At 42.1% G+C, this 17,800-nt stretch carries 20 protein-coding genes; 2 read left to right on the top strand and 18 right to left on the bottom strand.

Annotated elements, in window-relative coordinates:
• Positions 1-48: 48 nt before the first annotated feature.
• The 10 genes from ACYRYY_RS14020 to ACYRYY_RS13975 form a co-directional block, all read right to left on the bottom strand.
• Positions 49-624 carry a hypothetical protein gene (locus ACYRYY_RS14020; RefSeq protein WP_460216217.1) on the bottom strand — a complete coding sequence of 192 codons (576 nt, stop codon included), beginning with the start codon at positions 622-624 and terminating at the stop codon, positions 49-51.
• Positions 625-689: 65 nt separating this feature from the next.
• The gene (locus ACYRYY_RS14015; protein WP_460216216.1) at positions 690-950 is read right to left on the bottom strand and encodes a hypothetical protein; all 261 of its coding nucleotides are present in this window, start codon (positions 948-950) and stop codon (positions 690-692) included.
• A 192-nt stretch (positions 951-1,142) separates the two neighbouring features.
• Complete coding sequence (locus ACYRYY_RS14010) at positions 1,143-1,355, bottom strand: hypothetical protein (protein ID WP_460216215.1); 213 nt, start codon at positions 1,353-1,355, stop codon at positions 1,143-1,145.
• A gap of 77 nt (positions 1,356-1,432) precedes the next feature.
• Complete coding sequence (locus ACYRYY_RS14005; protein WP_460216214.1) at positions 1,433-2,278, bottom strand: hypothetical protein; 846 nt, start codon at positions 2,276-2,278, stop codon at positions 1,433-1,435.
• A gap of 380 nt (positions 2,279-2,658) precedes the next feature.
• Positions 2,659-3,045 carry a single-stranded DNA-binding protein gene (locus tag ACYRYY_RS14000; RefSeq protein ID WP_460216213.1) on the bottom strand — a complete coding sequence of 129 codons (387 nt, stop codon included), beginning with the start codon at positions 3,043-3,045 and terminating at the stop codon, positions 2,659-2,661.
• A gap of 564 nt (positions 3,046-3,609) precedes the next feature.
• A complete protein-coding gene (locus ACYRYY_RS13995) occupies positions 3,610-3,831 on the bottom strand; it encodes a hypothetical protein (protein WP_460216212.1) in 222 nt (73 codons plus the stop codon).
• 265 nt (positions 3,832-4,096) lie between these two features.
• Positions 4,097-4,330, bottom strand: a complete 234-nt coding sequence (locus ACYRYY_RS13990) for a hypothetical protein (RefSeq protein WP_460216211.1) — start codon at positions 4,328-4,330, stop codon at positions 4,097-4,099.
• Positions 4,331-4,415: 85 nt separating this feature from the next.
• Positions 4,416-4,763, bottom strand: a complete 348-nt coding sequence (locus ACYRYY_RS13985; RefSeq protein ID WP_460216210.1) for a hypothetical protein — start codon at positions 4,761-4,763, stop codon at positions 4,416-4,418.
• Between the two features lie 956 nt (positions 4,764-5,719).
• Positions 5,720-6,157, bottom strand: a complete 438-nt coding sequence (locus ACYRYY_RS13980; protein ID WP_460216209.1) for a hypothetical protein — start codon at positions 6,155-6,157, stop codon at positions 5,720-5,722.
• Between the two features lie 65 nt (positions 6,158-6,222).
• Entirely contained in the window at positions 6,223-6,495 is a 273-nt protein-coding gene (locus ACYRYY_RS13975; RefSeq protein ID WP_460216208.1) for a hypothetical protein, read from the bottom strand.
• A gap of 144 nt (positions 6,496-6,639) precedes the next feature.
• Here ACYRYY_RS13975 and recD2 point away from each other — a divergent pair, with 144 nt between their 5' ends.
• Both recD2 and ACYRYY_RS13965 read left to right on the top strand, forming a co-directional pair.
• Positions 6,640-8,892, top strand: a complete 2,253-nt coding sequence (gene recD2, locus ACYRYY_RS13970) for an SF1B family DNA helicase RecD2 (RefSeq protein WP_460216207.1) — start codon at positions 6,640-6,642, stop codon at positions 8,890-8,892.
• 35 nt (positions 8,893-8,927) lie between these two features.
• Positions 8,928-9,974, top strand: coding sequence for a putative Ig domain-containing protein (locus ACYRYY_RS13965; RefSeq protein ID WP_460216206.1), 1,047 nt, complete (start codon positions 8,928-8,930; stop codon positions 9,972-9,974).
• 49 nt (positions 9,975-10,023) lie between these two features.
• Here ACYRYY_RS13965 and ACYRYY_RS13960 read toward each other — a convergent pair whose 3' ends face one another.
• From ACYRYY_RS13960 to ACYRYY_RS13925, 8 genes are all read right to left on the bottom strand, one after another.
• The gene (locus ACYRYY_RS13960; RefSeq protein ID WP_460216205.1) at positions 10,024-10,635 is read right to left on the bottom strand and encodes a hypothetical protein; all 612 of its coding nucleotides are present in this window, start codon (positions 10,633-10,635) and stop codon (positions 10,024-10,026) included.
• A gap of 9 nt (positions 10,636-10,644) precedes the next feature.
• Entirely contained in the window at positions 10,645-10,953 is a 309-nt protein-coding gene (locus ACYRYY_RS13955; protein ID WP_460216204.1) for a hypothetical protein, read from the bottom strand.
• Positions 10,954-10,970: 17 nt separating this feature from the next.
• Entirely contained in the window at positions 10,971-11,912 is a 942-nt protein-coding gene (locus ACYRYY_RS13950; RefSeq protein ID WP_460216203.1) for a ParM/StbA family protein, read from the bottom strand.
• Between the two features lie 165 nt (positions 11,913-12,077).
• On the bottom strand, positions 12,078-12,689 hold the full coding sequence (locus tag ACYRYY_RS13945) for an EAL domain-containing protein (protein WP_460216202.1): 612 nt from the start codon (positions 12,687-12,689) through the stop codon (positions 12,078-12,080).
• A complete protein-coding gene (locus ACYRYY_RS13940; RefSeq protein ID WP_460216201.1) occupies positions 12,686-13,288 on the bottom strand; it encodes an EAL domain-containing protein in 603 nt (200 codons plus the stop codon). Before ACYRYY_RS13940 ends, ACYRYY_RS13945 begins: the two co-directional genes overlap by 4 nt.
• Positions 13,275-15,857: a type IV secretion system protein TraC gene (gene traC / locus ACYRYY_RS13935; protein ID WP_460216200.1), complete on the bottom strand. Its 2,583-nt coding sequence runs from the start codon at positions 15,855-15,857 to the stop codon at positions 13,275-13,277. Before traC ends, ACYRYY_RS13940 begins: the two co-directional genes overlap by 14 nt.
• A 3-nt stretch (positions 15,858-15,860) precedes the next feature.
• Entirely contained in the window at positions 15,861-16,445 is a 585-nt protein-coding gene (gene traV / locus ACYRYY_RS13930; protein ID WP_460216199.1) for a type IV conjugative transfer system lipoprotein TraV, read from the bottom strand.
• Complete coding sequence (locus ACYRYY_RS13925; RefSeq protein WP_460216198.1) at positions 16,445-17,800, bottom strand: TraB/TrbI/VirB10 family type IV secretion system protein; 1,356 nt, start codon at positions 17,798-17,800, stop codon at positions 16,445-16,447. The genes traV and ACYRYY_RS13925 overlap by 1 nt, the downstream gene beginning before the upstream one ends.

The following is a 17,800-nucleotide window of genomic DNA, read 5'->3' as shown; positions in this document are numbered from 1 at the left end:
GACCTCTCCCCCTTGCAGGGGCGTCTACCCCCGCAAGGGTGGTTTTATTTAGCCAAGTATAAGTTCCACACGTGGGAAGCCTATTTCCTTGGCCAATTTCAGCGTTTCATCCACTTTTGAGCGGATGTCATCATCAAGAAGCTGTTCATCAGTCTCCTCAAGAAAAGAAACATTAACAACAACACATTGTATGAAGCCATCGTAGCTTACTGTTTCTCCGATCATCTTCTCATCAAGCTCTTCCAGTTCCTCTTCTGTCCAGCCATATGACTGAAAAGCAGAGAAGAACCTCACATTGTCGTGTTTAAGTGATGAAACCCTTTTTTCAAGGTTTTCTGCAAGAACAGATGTCTCATAGTGAGATAAGATGCCGTTTGACTGCTCTTCCACGCGTTTGTAGAAGTCAGAGAACGCACGCTTCATATCCGTAAGGTAGTGACCATGCTCAAAGCAGACTCCCTGTGGAGTCTGAGCAGTCTCAAAGACATTCCATGATATGTATGTCGAATCGGATATTCTACGGCAAAGCACGATTATTACTCCAGACTCTAAGTCATGATGAAATGCTAAGAGTTCAACTCCCTTTGCTTTACACAAAGATAAAATTTCTTCAATTTTTTTCATGTTTCCTCCTGAATAATGGAGGATAGACTTCCCCTAACGGAGGAGCTATCCCCCGTGGGGTGAAATTATAAGTGTTTCAGCAGTCTGTAGTCTTTTCCCTTTTCAGAGATAAAAGACTCTGCAAGATTTTCAAGTGCCACTCCAAAAAGAAGGGGCATGTTTTTTATTTGCTTTTCCCCCATGGCGTCGATCAAACGTTCAAGCTCGCCGACGAATTTAGGGAAAATGCTCCTTTTGGGGTCACGAGCCGTCCTCAGAACTTCCTCTTTAAAAGAAAGCTTCCTTTCTGACACATCGTATGATTTTTCGATTGATTCTTTGTCCATGAAATCCTCCAATTAATAGCGGAGGACGGACTGCTCCTGTGCGAGGGAACAGTGTCCCCCGCAGGGTGAGATAGTTGAACTTACTTTAAGACTAAAGCAAGTTATTTATGATTTTCAATCTTACGCTCAATAATGACTCCAAAAACAAATGCAATCATAATTAAGCCTACAGTAACAACAAGAGGTATCATGCTATTCTCCATCGTCCTTTTCTCCTTTTAACTTAGTCTTTTTGGATTTTTTTTCAAGTAAAAGATAACCGATTACCATAAGGTACAGCATCAAACTTATAGGCATTACTACCATCCAAAAAACTTGAAAATCAGGCTTGAAAAGGCGTGCAACAAGATAACCTGTCACTAGCAAGTTGGCAAGATCCAACAATTTATCTGCGATTAGTCTCATAACCGCCTCATTAAGAGTTGATTAAGCGGAGGCGGACTTATCCCCCTTGTGGGAGTTGTCCACCCCCACAAGGGTTGTTATGCTATCTTCTTCAGATAGTCTTTTTTGTCTGCCCGGTACTTAAATCCCAGTCCGAGAAGAATACTTTTGCTTGGCCACGTCTTTCCTGAGACGCGCATATAGCCGTCCCTTTCTTCAACGTCTATGCCTTCCAGAGACCCCAAGGTCTTTCTTAACGCTTCTGGAGTAATATCGCTGGTGGGTGTAGCCGGTTCTTGTCCACTCGGAGTAGACTTCTCAGTCTCTCTAGTATCGAAGACAACAGGATCTTCCATATCTTCTAGATCCTGCGTGAAGACAGCACTGGCACCTGTTGCATTCAATACAGCTGCAACCAGGGCCCTTTTGTTGCTCATTTTAAGCAACGTATTGTCAAGCTCGAAACAACTTTCGTTACTGACAACTCTTTTATGCCATCTTTTTACCTTTTTGTTGTTTTCCCATACTTCAAGAAACTTTCCGGTTCCTTCAGCTTTCATCCGAAGCAAATCTTTTTCAGATGGCTTATCATCCTTAATCCATTTATACCGGTATTTCTTTTCAAAGTTGTTGCAAGAGCCCATGCCCGTTGCAACCTTTTTTTCATCTCCCATATAAACAAGAGAGCATCTTGTCACATAAGAAATGAAATTATTTTCAATGTCTTTCTTGACATCGACCAGCTCGTATAAAGGGCAAAGCCTGAACAATACGAGCAAATATTCTGCACCCGCCTTGAATAAGCAAGGCTTGGAACCGGCAATGCTTCCATAATGGACACCGTCTTCCATTATAGTTTTGAGTTTTTTTACGATGTCAATTCTTGCTTTGACATCGTTAACTGACATAGATTTTACGTCAGCAATCTGAATTACATCGGCCATAAACGCCTCCTTAATTTCGCCCCACCGGGAAGGTTTGCTTACCCGACACGAGGGTACTCTCCAAAAAGAGGCAGTTATCCCCTACGGGGAAGACTGAGCAACCCCGCAGCGGGATAACATATTTGCCCCGCTTTCTTTAGCGGGTAGACTTATTGACAAATCCAGTAAAAATGTTAGATTAATTGTAGCGGGCGTGCTGTCACACGCCCTGTCGTTCTAGCTTAGTATGCGTTACCGCAAAACACTAAGACCAGAACAACTGCTACAATAATCTTGAACATCAAGTGGCATCACCTCCTTATTGGACAGATGAAATGTGCCAACTTACTGAATCTGGAAAAAGCCGTGATTAAATATCACGGCTTTTTTCTTGGGTTCTTTTAAAACGGGATATCGGCATCATTAAATGATGAGTCGCCGTTTTCAGCATCAAAACCTTTTTCGTTATTGATACCGCCTATAAACTTAACTTTCTCTGCAACGATAAAAACACGTTGCCTTTTCTGACCCTCGATCTCGAAGCGGTCCTGTTTGAGCCGACCTTCTATGATGGCCGGAGAACCCTTGGACAGAAACTCTCCGCATATTTCAGCAGAGCGGCCAAATGTTTTAACTTCAAAGAAAGAAACAACATCTTTGTTCCCTCTTTTTTCATTTACCGCCATACCAAAAGATGCAACGGCAAATTCTTTACTTTCGTTCTCGACTGTTTTTACTTCAGGGTTTCTTGTGAGATACCCTGAAAGGATTACCTTATTTATTTCCATGTCTGTCTCCTTATATACTCGTATTCGGATTCTCACCGACCCATTACAGCCCGATATGGGATAGCTTTCAAAAGCTCTTTGAGATTATTTTGATTTCTTTCTTGGGTGCGGACTCACCCTGACAAAAAAAGAACAGGAGACAGGCTACCCCTCACGGGAGCTGCCCCCCGTTGGGGAAAAACGGCCTACTTGATAAAGGTTGAGGCCGCGTAGAAAAGTCCCATAAGGGGGACTATGACAGGAGCGGCATACACCGCTGTTTTGATGACAAAGCCCATGACTGCCTCCGGATAAAACCGGGGACAGAACCCCAGCGAGGGGAACTGCCCCCGACTGGGTGGGTTATTTTTGAAAAAAAAAATCTGCCAAGCTTTATGCTTGCAGATCGCCCGTTTTTCCAACTGACGGGATACAGCGCGAATCGCTTCGCTTATCGTAGAGCCGTAGATTAAGAACTACGGCTCTTTTCGTTCCTTTCAATTCTGTCGAGACCGTAAGAGGCAAGGAGTGCCAAGATGGTAATCGCCACCCCGAATATGCCTATAAATGCAAAACCTGCGGACATCATTCTCCTCCTTCCTTGTTTTCAGTTGATTTCTCAACTTTCTTCTCTTTTTTCAAGATAATAACCCTGACGAGAATTGTCAAGAGGAAGAGAGTGAAGGTTATCCCCACTTTAAAGAACGTAAATTCGCCGTCTAGCAATATTGCTATTGCTCCGGCAAAAGTAAGGTTCTCAAGAGTTTTGCGTACAGTCTCAAGAAACGCAATTAATATGTGTTTCATGACCGCCTCCTATGAGATGTTAAGCGGAGGCAGTTCTCCCCTTGCGGGGAAATCGCCCCGCAAGGGTACATAGCGATACTTTATCGCTATCGGTTACTAAGAGAGTTTATATACTCCCTTATAGCCAAAACCGGCAGTAAGACTATAAATAGTCCCTTAGCTACTGTCGGCATGCTTTTGAAAGTCTCCGATTTCTTTACGGAGAAGATTGTCAGTACGACTGCCGTTAAGAGATACATAACGACAGCAATAATAAGATATTTCATCAGTTTTTCCATGCAGTCACAAGTTCGTGACCGCCCAAGTTGTTGAGCTTCTCAACAACCACTGTTACCCCATAAACAGGGTGAGTGTAGCGTATTGTCTGACCAATACGGCACTTTTCCAGTGCCTTCTTGACTGTTTTCTTGAGAAGCGGATAATCCGCTTTCTCAAATCTCTGAGCAAGACGCTCACAGAAGTGAGTCGTCTCTTTGCCCATAACAAGACCTTTACTCATTGCGTCCTCTCCTTCAGGTGAAGACACAATGCTCCCCGGGAGGGGAACAACGCATCCCCACCCGGGTGTGTACTGCGAAACTGCTTTATGCAGCTTCTTTTAGTTCAACTTTTTTCGGCTCTTCTTCCGCTTCGAGAAAAATCCCGAAACGCAGCAATACTTCAATTGCCGCCTCCCGCTCAACATCGACAAGGCTTCTGTTGCCTTTTTCGACCGAAGCTGTAGCGAGAGGTTTGCCGCCTTTACTGATCGTTGCCGTAATCACATCGCTGCCAAATTCGTCCTTCCTGTCTTTCGACGAGAAAGAGATATCCCAGCCAGTGTCAGGCGAATATCTTTTACGGAAAGCTTGAAGCAGCTTTACGTAAAGAACACGATCATCTTCTTTGGTGTCGTTTTTTACACCAGCAAGTTTTTTGAGAAATTCAAACATTTCTGCCTCCTATTTCTTTCCCAGAAGGCAGACCACCCTCCATGAGGATAAATCTACCCTCATGGGTGTGTTTTTCTTATCTCTTTCAGTTCTAAAAGAACCCCCTGTCTCACGAAGTTCACCTGCGCTAACAAGTTCTTGTGAGACTTTGGTATTATCATCAAGTTCACCCTTTCGAGTTCCTGATGCAACACCTGACAAATACCCAAAAGTGGATACATGCCAAAAACCTTTATATGCAAATATCCTGCAAAATATTTAATCAAACATTAATAATGACTGATGCTTATCTTTGACTTCAACTCATAGATTTGATTGTTTGTGCAAGAAACTTGCATAGAAAGGGAGAAGAGATGTTTTAGGACGCTATTATACATAGCCTTTATTCTCGAGGGAAGGATACCCCCATCATATATTTTTATACACTGCCTAAAGAAACAGTGGGTGTAATACTAGACCGCGTTTAAGCGTTCTTTGTTCTTTGTTTTAAAACTATTTAAACTTATCTGACCCGCTTTTTTTAAAAAAAAGGGGGGATGGTCATTTATTTGAATGCGCTTTGACTACCAAGGTTCACATAATAAAGTGTAGCCTCCACAGCATTACAGCTTACTGCATCTTATCTAGCTAAGTCTACCTTCGCTCAAGCCTCCACTTCTCGCAACAAGGAGAAATAAGCACTCTGCCGACCGTGACCATTAAACGGCGAGACTGTTAAACCGCTACATGATGAGATATATTCAATTGTGAAACATCGCATATGCTCTTAGACATATTCTATGGAGACAATACCACTGCTCTTGTTTTTACGCAAGTGTTTTTTCAGATAAAAATCAATACTGATAATAATATACGGTCATTTTAACCGATTGTTTTTAAATAGGTTGATTAAAGGGTGAACGCCATAACCTTATAGCATATATACTATTTATTGAATTAGGTTCTTATCTATTTGGTTAAGGCGTAGTATTGAGGAGTAAGCTTAATAATTGGTCCCTTGCATCTAATCTTTTATTGTATTGAAAACACCAGTCTGCGAAAAACACACGCTGAGCGGCTGTGAAAGAATGGATCTTGCCAAGCAAAGACTCAATATCTAAATGAGTTTCATTCTCCAGCCTGAGATATAACTCCAGACTTTTTTTAAAATACTCAAAATCGACAAATGAATACACATCGTATTCTCTGAGCTCAAGAGAATTTGCGCAAAGCAGTAATTCCTCGCGTGTAAGCTTATTTGATATTTCTTTAATTGTGGCGTGCGAGAGTTCTATCCAGCCGAGAACTGCTGCTTGTATTCCATGTGAATATGCGGGGTACATACGTTTATATTCGTTAAGCACTGAAAGCGGGATAAAAGTCTGCACCGGTGCTTTATCTTTTTGTTTTGCCATTTATGTTTCATCCTCTTATCGTATCGTTTTGTAGTGCGAAAGATAAACAAAATCAAGCGGTTTAATCACTCGGATAGATGTACAAAGAGTAACTGGTCATACTCAAAGATTGTGATTTTATTATCGTCCAGCATATGTGACAAGTGCTCATTATATATTGCTCTGTCTTTAAGCTTGTAGCGTTTGTGCCCAAATTTAATGTGGCCATGTTCTCTTAACTGAAAGAGCTCCGAATACTGATTGTGGTTAATCTCAAAACCTCGCTTTACAAACGGTATTTGAGAGAAAATTGTACACCCTACAACGATAAGCAAGACAATATGATCGCTGATTTTCATAATATTCCTCCTATTCTTTATCGTCAATATAATAGGCTACGACCCTTAGTCAATTAAAAATACAATATAAAAAAACATTGAAATAACTATTGAAATAATTCTTGTGATTAATATCTTTATTTGTAGAGTTATTGCGAGGGAAAGATGCCGATTATCACCGCTGTTGTCGAAAGTGTCATTTTCAATAAAGATAATTTTTTTATACTGAAAACGGATGCAGGCAATATCAAATGTAGCATTTTTGACTACTGTTCAGACAATCATGACTTGTCAGGGTTACAGTGTTCTTTTACTGGCGAGTGGGAGTCTTCAAAATATGGAAGAATTTTTATTGCGGAATCGGCTAAAATACAAACCTCAGAAATAATCTATTTCCTTACTAAAACTGTAAAAAACATTGGTGAAAAGCTCGCAAATGAACTTGTTGAACGCTACGGTGATGCAGAGCTCGAAAAAATACTGGATGAAGAGCCGGACAGATTACTTGAGGTTAAAGGGATAAAAGAAAAGAAGCTCTTAAAAATAGTTGAATCTTGGGAAAGGCATAAACATTTGAGAGAGTTATCAAAATTCACTAGCAAATATGGTATATCGCCCGCTCTTACAACAAAGATACATAATCGTTTCGGTAACGATGCAGTATCAACTATATCCGAAAACCCATATAGGATAGCAGATGTATCCGGAATAGGTTTCCCCACAGCAGATAATATTGCTCTGAAAATGGGCATAGATAGATACTCAATAGAGAGAATAAGCGCTTGCTGTGATTACGTTCTCTCTGAAGAAGCTGTGGTTAATGGGCATACTTTCATTAATCTGGACCATTGCATAAGATTAATGCAGGATCTGCTGAAAATCGAAATAGGTCGCAGTGTGATGCAGGAACTGCGACATTACAATAATAAATTACATTTTTCTTCTATTGGAGCAACTCCAATAATTGGCACCAAGAAGCACCATGATTATGAAAATCACATTTACAGTTACATCGAAAAAAACGCTGCTATTGATTTAAATTATTTCGACAAAGAGGATGTCAGAAGATTTATTACAGAACATGAAAAAGAATCAGGGATTGAATTTTCCAACAAACAGAAATATGCAATCTTTTATGCGTGTACCAAGAAAATATTTAGCATGACCGGCTATGCAGGAACAGGAAAAAGCTCTGTATCTAAAGTCTTTATGTCAATACTTAATAAGTTATACCCTGAACAAATAGTTGGCTGCGCTTTATCTGGTATTGCGGCCAGACGTTTATCAGAAGTTTCCGGGTATCCTGCCTATACAATACACTCTCTTTTAAAGTTCTCTGGACAAGGCTTTGAATACAATAAAGATAATAGACTCCCGTACAAAGTCGTCGTCCTTGATGAAGCAGGAATGGTTAATATAGAGGTCTTCCATGCACTTATCAGCGCACTCGCCGACGATGCTATATTTATTATAATTGGCGATGATGCTCAGTTGCCTCCAATCGGAGCAGGGAACGTTTTTGCAGATATTATCAACAATAATTTAACAACAACCATTAAGCTGGATAAGGTCTTCAGGCAAAATGATGAAAGTGTAATCAATGTATTTGCTCAGGAAGTCAGGAAAGGCAAAATCCCCGAAAACTGTAATCACAATTTTAAAGATTGGGAGTACGTCGACTGCACAGATAAGAACTATTGGTCAAAACGAAATAGCGCATCATCCGATGCCGAAAAACAGCAAATCAGAGATGATGTAAATCGCAATATATTTGAACATATTGCGGAAATAGTTAAAAACTTATCAAACAATATAGACAATATACTGACTGACTTCCAGATACTCACTCCGATGCATAAAAGCATACTTGGCACAAAATCTTTAAATGAACTCTGCCAGGAGATCTTAAACAATCCTGAACAGAAAAGTGCAAATGAAAAAATGGTCACAAGAAAGGGGGATGTGTACTGCGTCGGCGACAAAGTCGTCCACACCTCAAACAAAGATATGAAAACGTTGTCTGGGAGCAGTATTTCAGCGGAAGATACAAAAATTTACAACGGAACACTCGGTGTTATTACCAACATAAATCATGATGATGAAACTGTATATGTTGAAATGAACACAGGAGTTGTTGTGGTCTATGACTTTATACATATTGGCGACATACTTGAGCTAGCATACACATTAACAGTCCACAAAGCACAAGGCAGCGAGTTCAAAACAGTTATTATACCCTTAACGGCATCACACTATACAATGCTTGATAATCGCTGGTTCTACACAGCTATCACAAGAGCTAAAAGCAAGCTCATTATGGTCGCTGAAGATTATGCGATGAGGCGTTCATGCACAAATATTACAAAAAAAGAGCGTCACACATGGCTTAGGCTTGTCACTATGCGAAAAGTTGCATAGTATTAGTGATAACTAACTACAACAGGAGGTCTCTTATGAGAAGAAAGTGGTCAACAATTATTATGGCATTTGTGTTACTTTCCACAGTTGTGGCGTGCGGCGGTGGAGGCTCCAGTAGCGGAGACTCCTCTACTCCGCCCTCATCTTCCTATGCTGGTTATTATGCGGGCTATTATGATGACGGCGAAATCTGGATGTTTACTGTTGATAGCGATTATGACGTCGCAGGTACAGCAACAAGCAATAGCGATACGTACACGCTGTCAGGCTCGGTCGATGAAAACGGCGAAGCAACAGTTGTTGCTTCAGATGAATTATCTGTCCAGAGGCTTGTTTTCAATATCATAATATCACAGGGCGCGGCAACGGGTACATGGCAAGAGTATGGCGTATCGGGTTCAGAAGCTGCCTTAACCATCAGCAATGTTGTACAAAACTTTACGTCCTCAAATAACAACCCTTTAATAATTGCCAGTTCAGCTCCTGTAGCAGAAGTCAATGAAGTATATTCTTACAGGCCTTATGCGTTGGATCTCGATGGAGACGTATTAACATGGAGTGCTTCAGGTATGCCAGCATGGTTATCCATTGACAGTACCACTGGCAGTATTTCTGGAACACCGACCGCGACAGGGACATTCAACATAACAATAACAGTAAGTGATAACCGCGGTGGCAGCAACAGCCAATCTTTTTCAATAATCGTGACAGACTCATCAGCAAATGAATTCACGAGATTGATAACAGGTATTGTGGTGCAGTCATCTACAGGAAGAATGTGGCAGGATGACCAGATGGCAACAAGAATGACATGGAGCGATGGAAACGCATATTGTGCATCACTGACACTCGGAGGTTATTTGAACTGGAGACTCCCAACTAAAGCAGAACTCGAATCAATTATTCAGTATGTTTCTCCAAATCGGTATCTGCACCCTGAATTTGTATATACACCCGTAAGTTTTTTTGGTGAGTACTGGACAGGTGAAGGCTCTCCGATGCCTTATTATGTCAATTTCCTTACAGGCGTAACAGGCTACACTTTCGAAAACGCTGAACTATACGTTCGTTGTATCCATTAATATAACCAACAAAAAAAGGGGGCGCAAACCCCCTTTTTTCTTTGCCTGATTAAACTCCCAAAGGATCTCCTACAGAGACCGGCTCTGCTGCTTTCTTGGCACTCTTTTTCTCGGGAACAACCTCGTCCGATACCTTCTCAGGGTCTTTCGTTTTCTTGAGTTCGTTTGAATTTTCAGAGGAGGACGCCTCCGATTTTTTATCCGCCGTTTTCTTTACTGACATGTTCTTGATTTCCGACTGGAGTTTCTTCGTCAGCTCATCCATATCATTTGCGAGCTTTATATACCCCGCGCTTGCTTTGTCAAAAAGTACATTTACGGCCGTGTCCTTGTCGCCCTCAGCAACCCTGTTTGATGTAGCCCAGCGCATCCGGGTAATCGCCTGTGCCGTTCCTTCTGCCGCCTGGCTCTGGAGTGCAATGGCTTTGATTGCCGGTATTTCTGTTGTTATAATAACAGCTCCACCCTGCTGAGCAAGAAACGCTTTCATGCATCTTGCGAAATTGCGATCAATGTCTCTTGTGAAAAAGTCAAAGACCTTGTCGGCAACTTCTTTTGGCAGCCCTGTCCCCGTCATAAACTCTTTACGAAAATCCAGTGTCCTGATATTTACGTAATTGCCTCCTGAACCTCTCTTTTCCCTTTTCTTGTTTTTACTCATTTGAACCTCCTATAAGTCCATGTCGCCAAATAAGCGATTGATTTTTTCTGCTGGAATATCCGTTGCCGTTGAAGCTGGAATGGGCTGTTGCTGTTCCGGTTGCTCCGGAGTATTATCTTTACTGTTTTTCGTGATATTTTCAGCTTTAAGACCCTGAAGAAGAAGATAGCGTATTACTTGCCCGCGGCGGCGGCGCGGTACACTCTTTAACAAAGCAATCAGCTCTTTGTCGTCTGCATGTTTGAGTGCAAAAGTAAAAGTCAGCTTTACTTCTTTTCGTTCTTTCTCAACCCATTTTTTCCAAACTGGCTGTTTCATCTTGACCTTCTTTAAGCCTATTTCTTGTTCTCACCGTACAAATGAAAACCAAGAGCATTTGCAAGAGACGGGTTTTCGGGTATTGAGAAATTGGATTGTTTCGGCAATGTGCTTCTGACAATCTCTGCTCCGCCGCCGATAAAGATGATCTTATTCGCATCGTTTAAAACGTCTTGCCACTGCTCCTGCAATTTGTTCATCATTTCTGTTGAGTAGTAGTAAATATGACTGGCGATAGGTTCGCGCAGGTCGATTTCGCTGCCTTTAAACGTTATCTTGCCGCTTCTGACAACCTTTTCGATGCGGTTCACGTCGTATGTTATGTTGTAGTCTGTCGTCAGCAGCTTCCCTACGTCTTTGTAAAGGTGTTCGACGCCGTAGTTCAGCGATGTAGATTTACTGAGGCTGAATTCTGCGTCCACGAACACCACGAGATCGAGAGTGTAGAACCCGATATCAACTATCGCAGTAATACCGCCGTCTTCATCGCCGATATGCTCCATTATTGCGCCGGCCCCTTGAGGCAACGTGTACACGTCGGTGAAAGGGAAGTGATAACTTTCATTGTTGATTAAGCATTTGATGTCTTTTGCGGCTTCTTTGATGGCCAGCCTGCGCTGATTATTAAATTGAGAAAACGGGAGCCCTAAAACTAGGCGATGCTCATTACCTTCTTTGAAAAAATCCCTGAAACTGTACAGTGAGTATGCGAGAAGAGCTTTCCACTCTTTGCTGCCATGAAACGCATCTCCGATCAACGAGCGCGGCGAACCTTCCGATACTGCTTTTTCACCCACATAATACTTGGCTCCGTCAACTTCAACAAAATCAGTTTTCTTGAGCACTTCGAGCCCGCTGCTTTGTTTGAATGTTACAAGATGAGACGGGAATATAGCTGTCTTGCTGCTTGTAACAACTTTCGTGCGACCGTACCCGATATCAACTGCAATTGTATTCATATCTGCCTCCTATGATGTTTCATCATAGGAGATATTCGGGAACAAAAACGTGTCTTTTTATTTAAATGAGTATTTTTGAGAGACTACTTTAAACGTATAACGATACCAGTGTTTATTATGGTTATTTTATCGCGGTGAAATGGATTATATGCCTATGTCTATGGACTATTTAAGGCATAGGATTTTATTTTTCATATGCCATCCCTGAAAAAAATCTGCTCCGATGCTCTGCATCATTGACAACTGTTCTTCTGTTTCGACTTTTTCGGCGAAGACAACTTTGACTGATTTTCTTAGCTCTGTGACAAGAGATGTAAGAAATGCTGCTGAACAGTTTTCGAGGAGCTCTTTTTCTATTTTCACACCGTATGGTTTGATGCGATGTATAGCATCCATGTTAGAGTGGCCTGTACCAAAATCATCGAATATTAATCGATCTGCAAAAGGGCGGAATGCTTCAAAATCATCAAAGCTTCCGCGTTCAGTGATCTCTATAAAGAGATTTCGTGGCAACTTCATCAAATCTTGTTTATGCAAACAGATCGTTGAAGGTGAAAAATTAACTGTCCAGAAAAAATCAGAGGAATATATATACGGCAATGAGGCTCTGTGCTTTGTCATTAACTCTTTAAATAAAAAGAATTCAAGAGCGTTGTTTTCCGCTGAGAACAGATATTGATTCGGTATAGATGTATCAGCAAGCACTTCACAGCCGACAACGATATAGGCCTGTTTTTGTCTGTCATACGCATATATTTCTTCAGCTTTAAACATCATTCTCCTCCTTCATAGAAAACATAACCGTGAGCATAGGACGCTCCAAGAGAACGAATACGATCAAGCTCATGATGATTCTCTATGCGTTTAACTATCGCTATTTCTGCGATATTATTTGCTGTTTCAAGATAACGCTTCATGTCATCGTCGGATGTGCCAAGAATCTCTCGATCTATTTTGATGCCATACGGCTTGATCCGCCGCAGTATATCGATGTTCGAATGGCCGAGAGCCATGCCATCAATGAAAATGCGTTCATTGATTTTTTGCAAAGCCTCAATATAATCGACATTTGAAATAAAACAGTTTGAATTCAGATCAAAGAAAAAGTTCGTCGGCACCTTCGAAAGATACTCAGGGGATCTTACGAGTAGCGCCAGAGATACTTTCAAAAGATAGATATGCTCTGAGCTATACGAATTACAGACAGTTTCAAGAGCCTTCTGTAAAATATACTCATCCAGATCTGGGTTTATTGAGCAATATTCGCTGAAAAGAAGATGATTAGGTATCCCTGCACGCAGAAGAACATCAAAACCGATGGTATCATACGTGTTTATATTTTTTATAGCTTCGAGTTGAAATCTAAGTTCTTTCATATTCCCCCTCCTCTTCATCTTCAGATAAATACTTGATAGCCTCCCTCTTATTAATCCCCTTCAGTAGATTGCGTATGGTTTCTCGTTGCTGTATCTGTTCGTCGATATGCGCATTCTCTTCTTGGTGAATAATGAAGCTGATAGCATCCCGTAAACTACAATTTTGCTGTGAGCGAATCTGCTTGATAAGCTTTTTGTCTGTAGCATTAGTGGTATATAGATAATAGGTGTAACGATCGACAATGTGTCGTGCGATAACAATACCTGAAGAGCCGTAGACCATAACCTCACTATATTTACCTTTTACAGTATGAACGCTGAGGAGTTGGTCGAAGAAATAGTCGTGGATTGCGAGCTTCTTTTCCTGCTTAGCCTGCTCTACCGCTTCAGGTCTCTGTCCAAGCATCAGTTTCCACTCGCAGTTTTGCCATATCGCTTGAGTTACAGGCGATGAGAAGAAGTCTAGGATTGACTGAGTCACTACAACAGCGCTTGCATTATGCTTCCTGAATCGGCGGAAACCTTTCTCAATAAACGCTGCCGACAACTGCTGACGCATGAGATCCCACGCCTCTTCGAGAATAACCATTTTCGGTCTTTCAAAATCAAGGAAGATGTCTTGTGAAATACGGTAGATCATCATCATGAGAAACATACCTTTGAGATCTTCCATTTGCTCCAAAGTATCCATCTCCAGTACAACAAAGTCTTTCTCGTAGCTAAATGTGTCTTTACCGTTGACGTAGCGGCCATAGCGCCCGCCTCTGCTATAGGGATGCAGAGTAATTGCAATTTTCTTTGCGCGCTCATTCTCGAGATTAAAAAGCTCGTTAATGACTTCATGCCAGCACGTATCGTTCTGATGCTTCTTAAAAGCCACATAAATCGCCTGTTCAATCAGCGAGGCTGCGAGTTTTGCATCTTCCGTTTGCTGCTCGTGAGAATTACTCGAATAGAGATTAATCCCGAGCATCTGCCCAACAAGCGGAATCAACAATTCGTACTCCGAAGGATGCAGATTGCCGTCAATATCAATTTTTGCCGATGAAAACGGGTTGATAACTATATTCTTGGCATCCGGGTCAAACTCAATGAATTCTCCCCCGATTTCTTCGCACAGTTTTTCATAACTGCGACCCACATCGACAAGGAAGACTTTGCCGCCTTCTGCCAGACAAGCTATTACCATCTCGTTTGTCAGGAAAGACTTGCCTTTCCCTGATTCAGCAACAACACAAACGTTATAATTGCCGTCGGACTCGAATGGATCAAAGTTTATCAACTGCCCGCGCCGAGACACAAACTTCATGAATGGCCTACCTTTACCTTTCCAGTCTGATGTGACAGGAGCGAGGTTGGCTGCGTTAGATGAAAAAAGCGGCTCTGTACGCCGCAGATGCTTTTCAAAATATTTATTATAATTCAGTGGCAACATTGAAAGAAAAGTCGGGAAAGACGCATCATCCAGCTCACGAACTATATTAAAACTCTTTGTCTGCCACATGTTGCGGATCTGGGTGCCAAGGTAATCAACATGTGATTGGTTATCGCCGCGTACCCAGAGACTGAGCTGCAAAGGGGTTTGCATTTTACCTTTGTCGTACAGTTCCATTGCAATCTGATGCTGCTGATAAGATTTATGCAGTGCAGGGATGTACTTCCCTGCGGGGTTGCCGTCGAACTGATATGTCGTAAATGCAGCTTTAGCAGTACATTTATCCTTCATTTTCAGTCTGTCTGGCAAACGCATGTTCAGCGTGACACAGAACGGCACGGGAATCTGCTTCATATTCTCTTTGAAAGAACCTAACAATTCTCCGAATTGGAACAATGCAATTTCGCGCGGGTAGTCTCTGATGGAAAACACCCTGTGCGGAGATCCATTTATATCTATATCCCCTGTATCGAGGATTTTTAACCTCGTTTCAGGCGATACAATCTGTGCTGATATGGACTTCAAGGGGTTGTAAGTAAAATCAGGTGTCTCCACATTTAAGATTTCACGCATAACCTCTATATATGTTTCAGGCCCACACACACGGGGAGTAAAACCGGCCGGCTCAAGGACTCCGAAAATCTCATTTTTGGCTTTCTTTATATTTGAGATTTCGTCATCCACATCTCTGCTATGCATCGGTATGATAACAGAGAGAAAAAGCCTAAAGTTCCTGATCCGGGAATCGAACATACTGAATAGAGATTTCTTTGTGTGTGACAGATAAAATTTGCCGCGCTGCCTGAAGAGTTCGCGGATAACATCATCGTCAATATTTGTCGTACCTGAGGACTTATGCGCAACAAACTCATCAACGATATTTTTGATGTTCGGCGACGCATACATCATTAAGCTCATATACCAGTCGTCAGATGTTCTCGTCGCCGTAAACAGGGACTCAAGAGCTTCTGATGCCATGTTACCCGCATAAGGGATTGGATCGCACTCAATAATCAAGCCCCAGTTTTCTCCGAGGGCATATATCCCGTCTCCGATGTAGGCATCGCAAAAAAGATAATCGGGTAGATATCCTCGATCGAAAATAGCTTCGAAGTTTTTCCGGGTGACACTCATAGCTTACTCCCCGAAAAGCCTGTTACTGTTTTCTTTAATCATCAATGCATCTTCCTCAGGAACAAACAGCCAATGAGGACGTTTCTGAACAACATAGATAAAGTGCGAATATACCAGATCCCCCATATCGTTCTGGTAGGGCGCTATCCAGATTCGTGTAACAGATTCTGGTTGCCTGAGAGGTATACCTTCTTTTGCTTTAACGATGTTTCTCAGTGAACCCGCTGTTTCAAATGTCTGAGCATTTTTCGTAGCTACAGAAATGTCTGTTGAGCTCTTGCTTTGAAGTTTATAAGCTTTCCTTGCATCTTTAACGCAGTTGTCATAGCGCTCTTGCTCTTCAGTAAGCTGATAAATTGTGCACTTTTCTTCAATATATATGTCTATTGCAGGGAGCTCTTTTGATCTCTTTAACGCATCAACATCACTACGATTGTGATAAACATCTTCAAAAGAGGCGCACACCCCTCCTTCACCTTGTATTGAACAACCGAACTCGGACTCGCCGACAGGGTTGAGTATTTTTGCCGAACAACCGCCAAAAAGAATGGCACAAGATAAAATTACTGCTATATTAAGTGTTCTCATTATTCTCCTCCAATCGGCATATCAAGCGGGTTACGAACAATATTGCGTTTTTCCCAGACAACCTCTTTTTCATTTTGCAAAACAACAGTTACTTTCCTTCCGGCATTCAGCTCAATGACGGGGAAAATTCTCTTTGCCATGTTCAGATAAAAATCCGACAGTTTATCAAATGACTCCGCCAGTCCGCCGAAGCCCGCAGCTTCAAAGCTTTTTCCGGGGTCAATAGTCGATACAGAGCCTGATGAGTCGGTGGACACCGAACTTGCGGCGTTCTGAAAAACTTTTCCAAACCCTTCCATGAAACCCGCGAGAAATGTTTTTGCCAGCAATGCTCCCTGTTTTGACACCGCGCGGCCCTCAACCCCATGCTTACCGTCTTCGCCCAGTACACCGCCCTGGATTTCTGCGGAGATTGCATGCGTGCGTGCTTTGTTGACACATGAGAGCTTGACTAGACGGATGTACACTCTGTAATCTGAAAGCTCGCCCATGGCCGAACCAATAACAAAACAGTCAAGATTATTTGAAATGGCGCTGTTTGGCATGAATGACTCGCTCCTGACGTTGATGAATACCGGCAAGGGGTTTGTGTTCCCTCCGGCTGAAGTCGGGGCATTCAGTCCTCCAAGTAACACACCCGACATAAATGTGCCTGCGGGCAGAAAGAACTTTTCAGAGGCATTGTCTTCTTCCGAGACTGGAGGATTTTCTGGACGGTACACATGGATTGAGGACCCTGACTCAGGTGCTACTGCCGCTTCTGTCTCAGATGACTTTCTGGCGACGTCCGGCGCCACATATCCCGGGGCGGAATACCCAGGGTAAGGACTTGGAGGAGCCGGAAGCAAATCGAGATTAACAACTGGCTTGCCACTCTCGTTTTCTTCGAACGGAGGAGCCGGAAGCGCAGGTTCATCTTTGCTTGATGAATTATCAGTTGTTGTATTATTTTGAACAACTGACTGTCCTGCCAGGTACTCTTCTAACTCATCACGTGTGAGTGTTTTTTCCGAAAACATATTCTTGAGTTCGTTTATCTCTGTCCTGAGCGCTGAGTTTTCTTCAGACAGATTAGTATTTTCAGTTTTAAGCGTATTTACTTTTTGCTCTATATTGTCTTTCCAGTCGTATTCCTTGTCGCGCTCAGTGATCAGCTTCGGCGACTTGATGGGCTGATTTGCCAGCAATTTCTTTTGTTTCTGAGAAAAAGAATAAAATGATGTACCCAGTCCAAGGAATGCAAAACCTACGATTACACCGACAATGATCATTCTTTTCTGCTTCAGTATATCCTCGTTTGTTTTTATGCCTTTTGTTTTGAATAGTTTACTGAAAAAAGTTTTTAATTTGCCCAT

This window comes from Geovibrio sp. ADMFC3, assembly GCF_054687035.1.
Note: the sequence above shows the minus strand (reverse complement) of the source record. Positions and strands in the feature narration are given on the sequence as shown.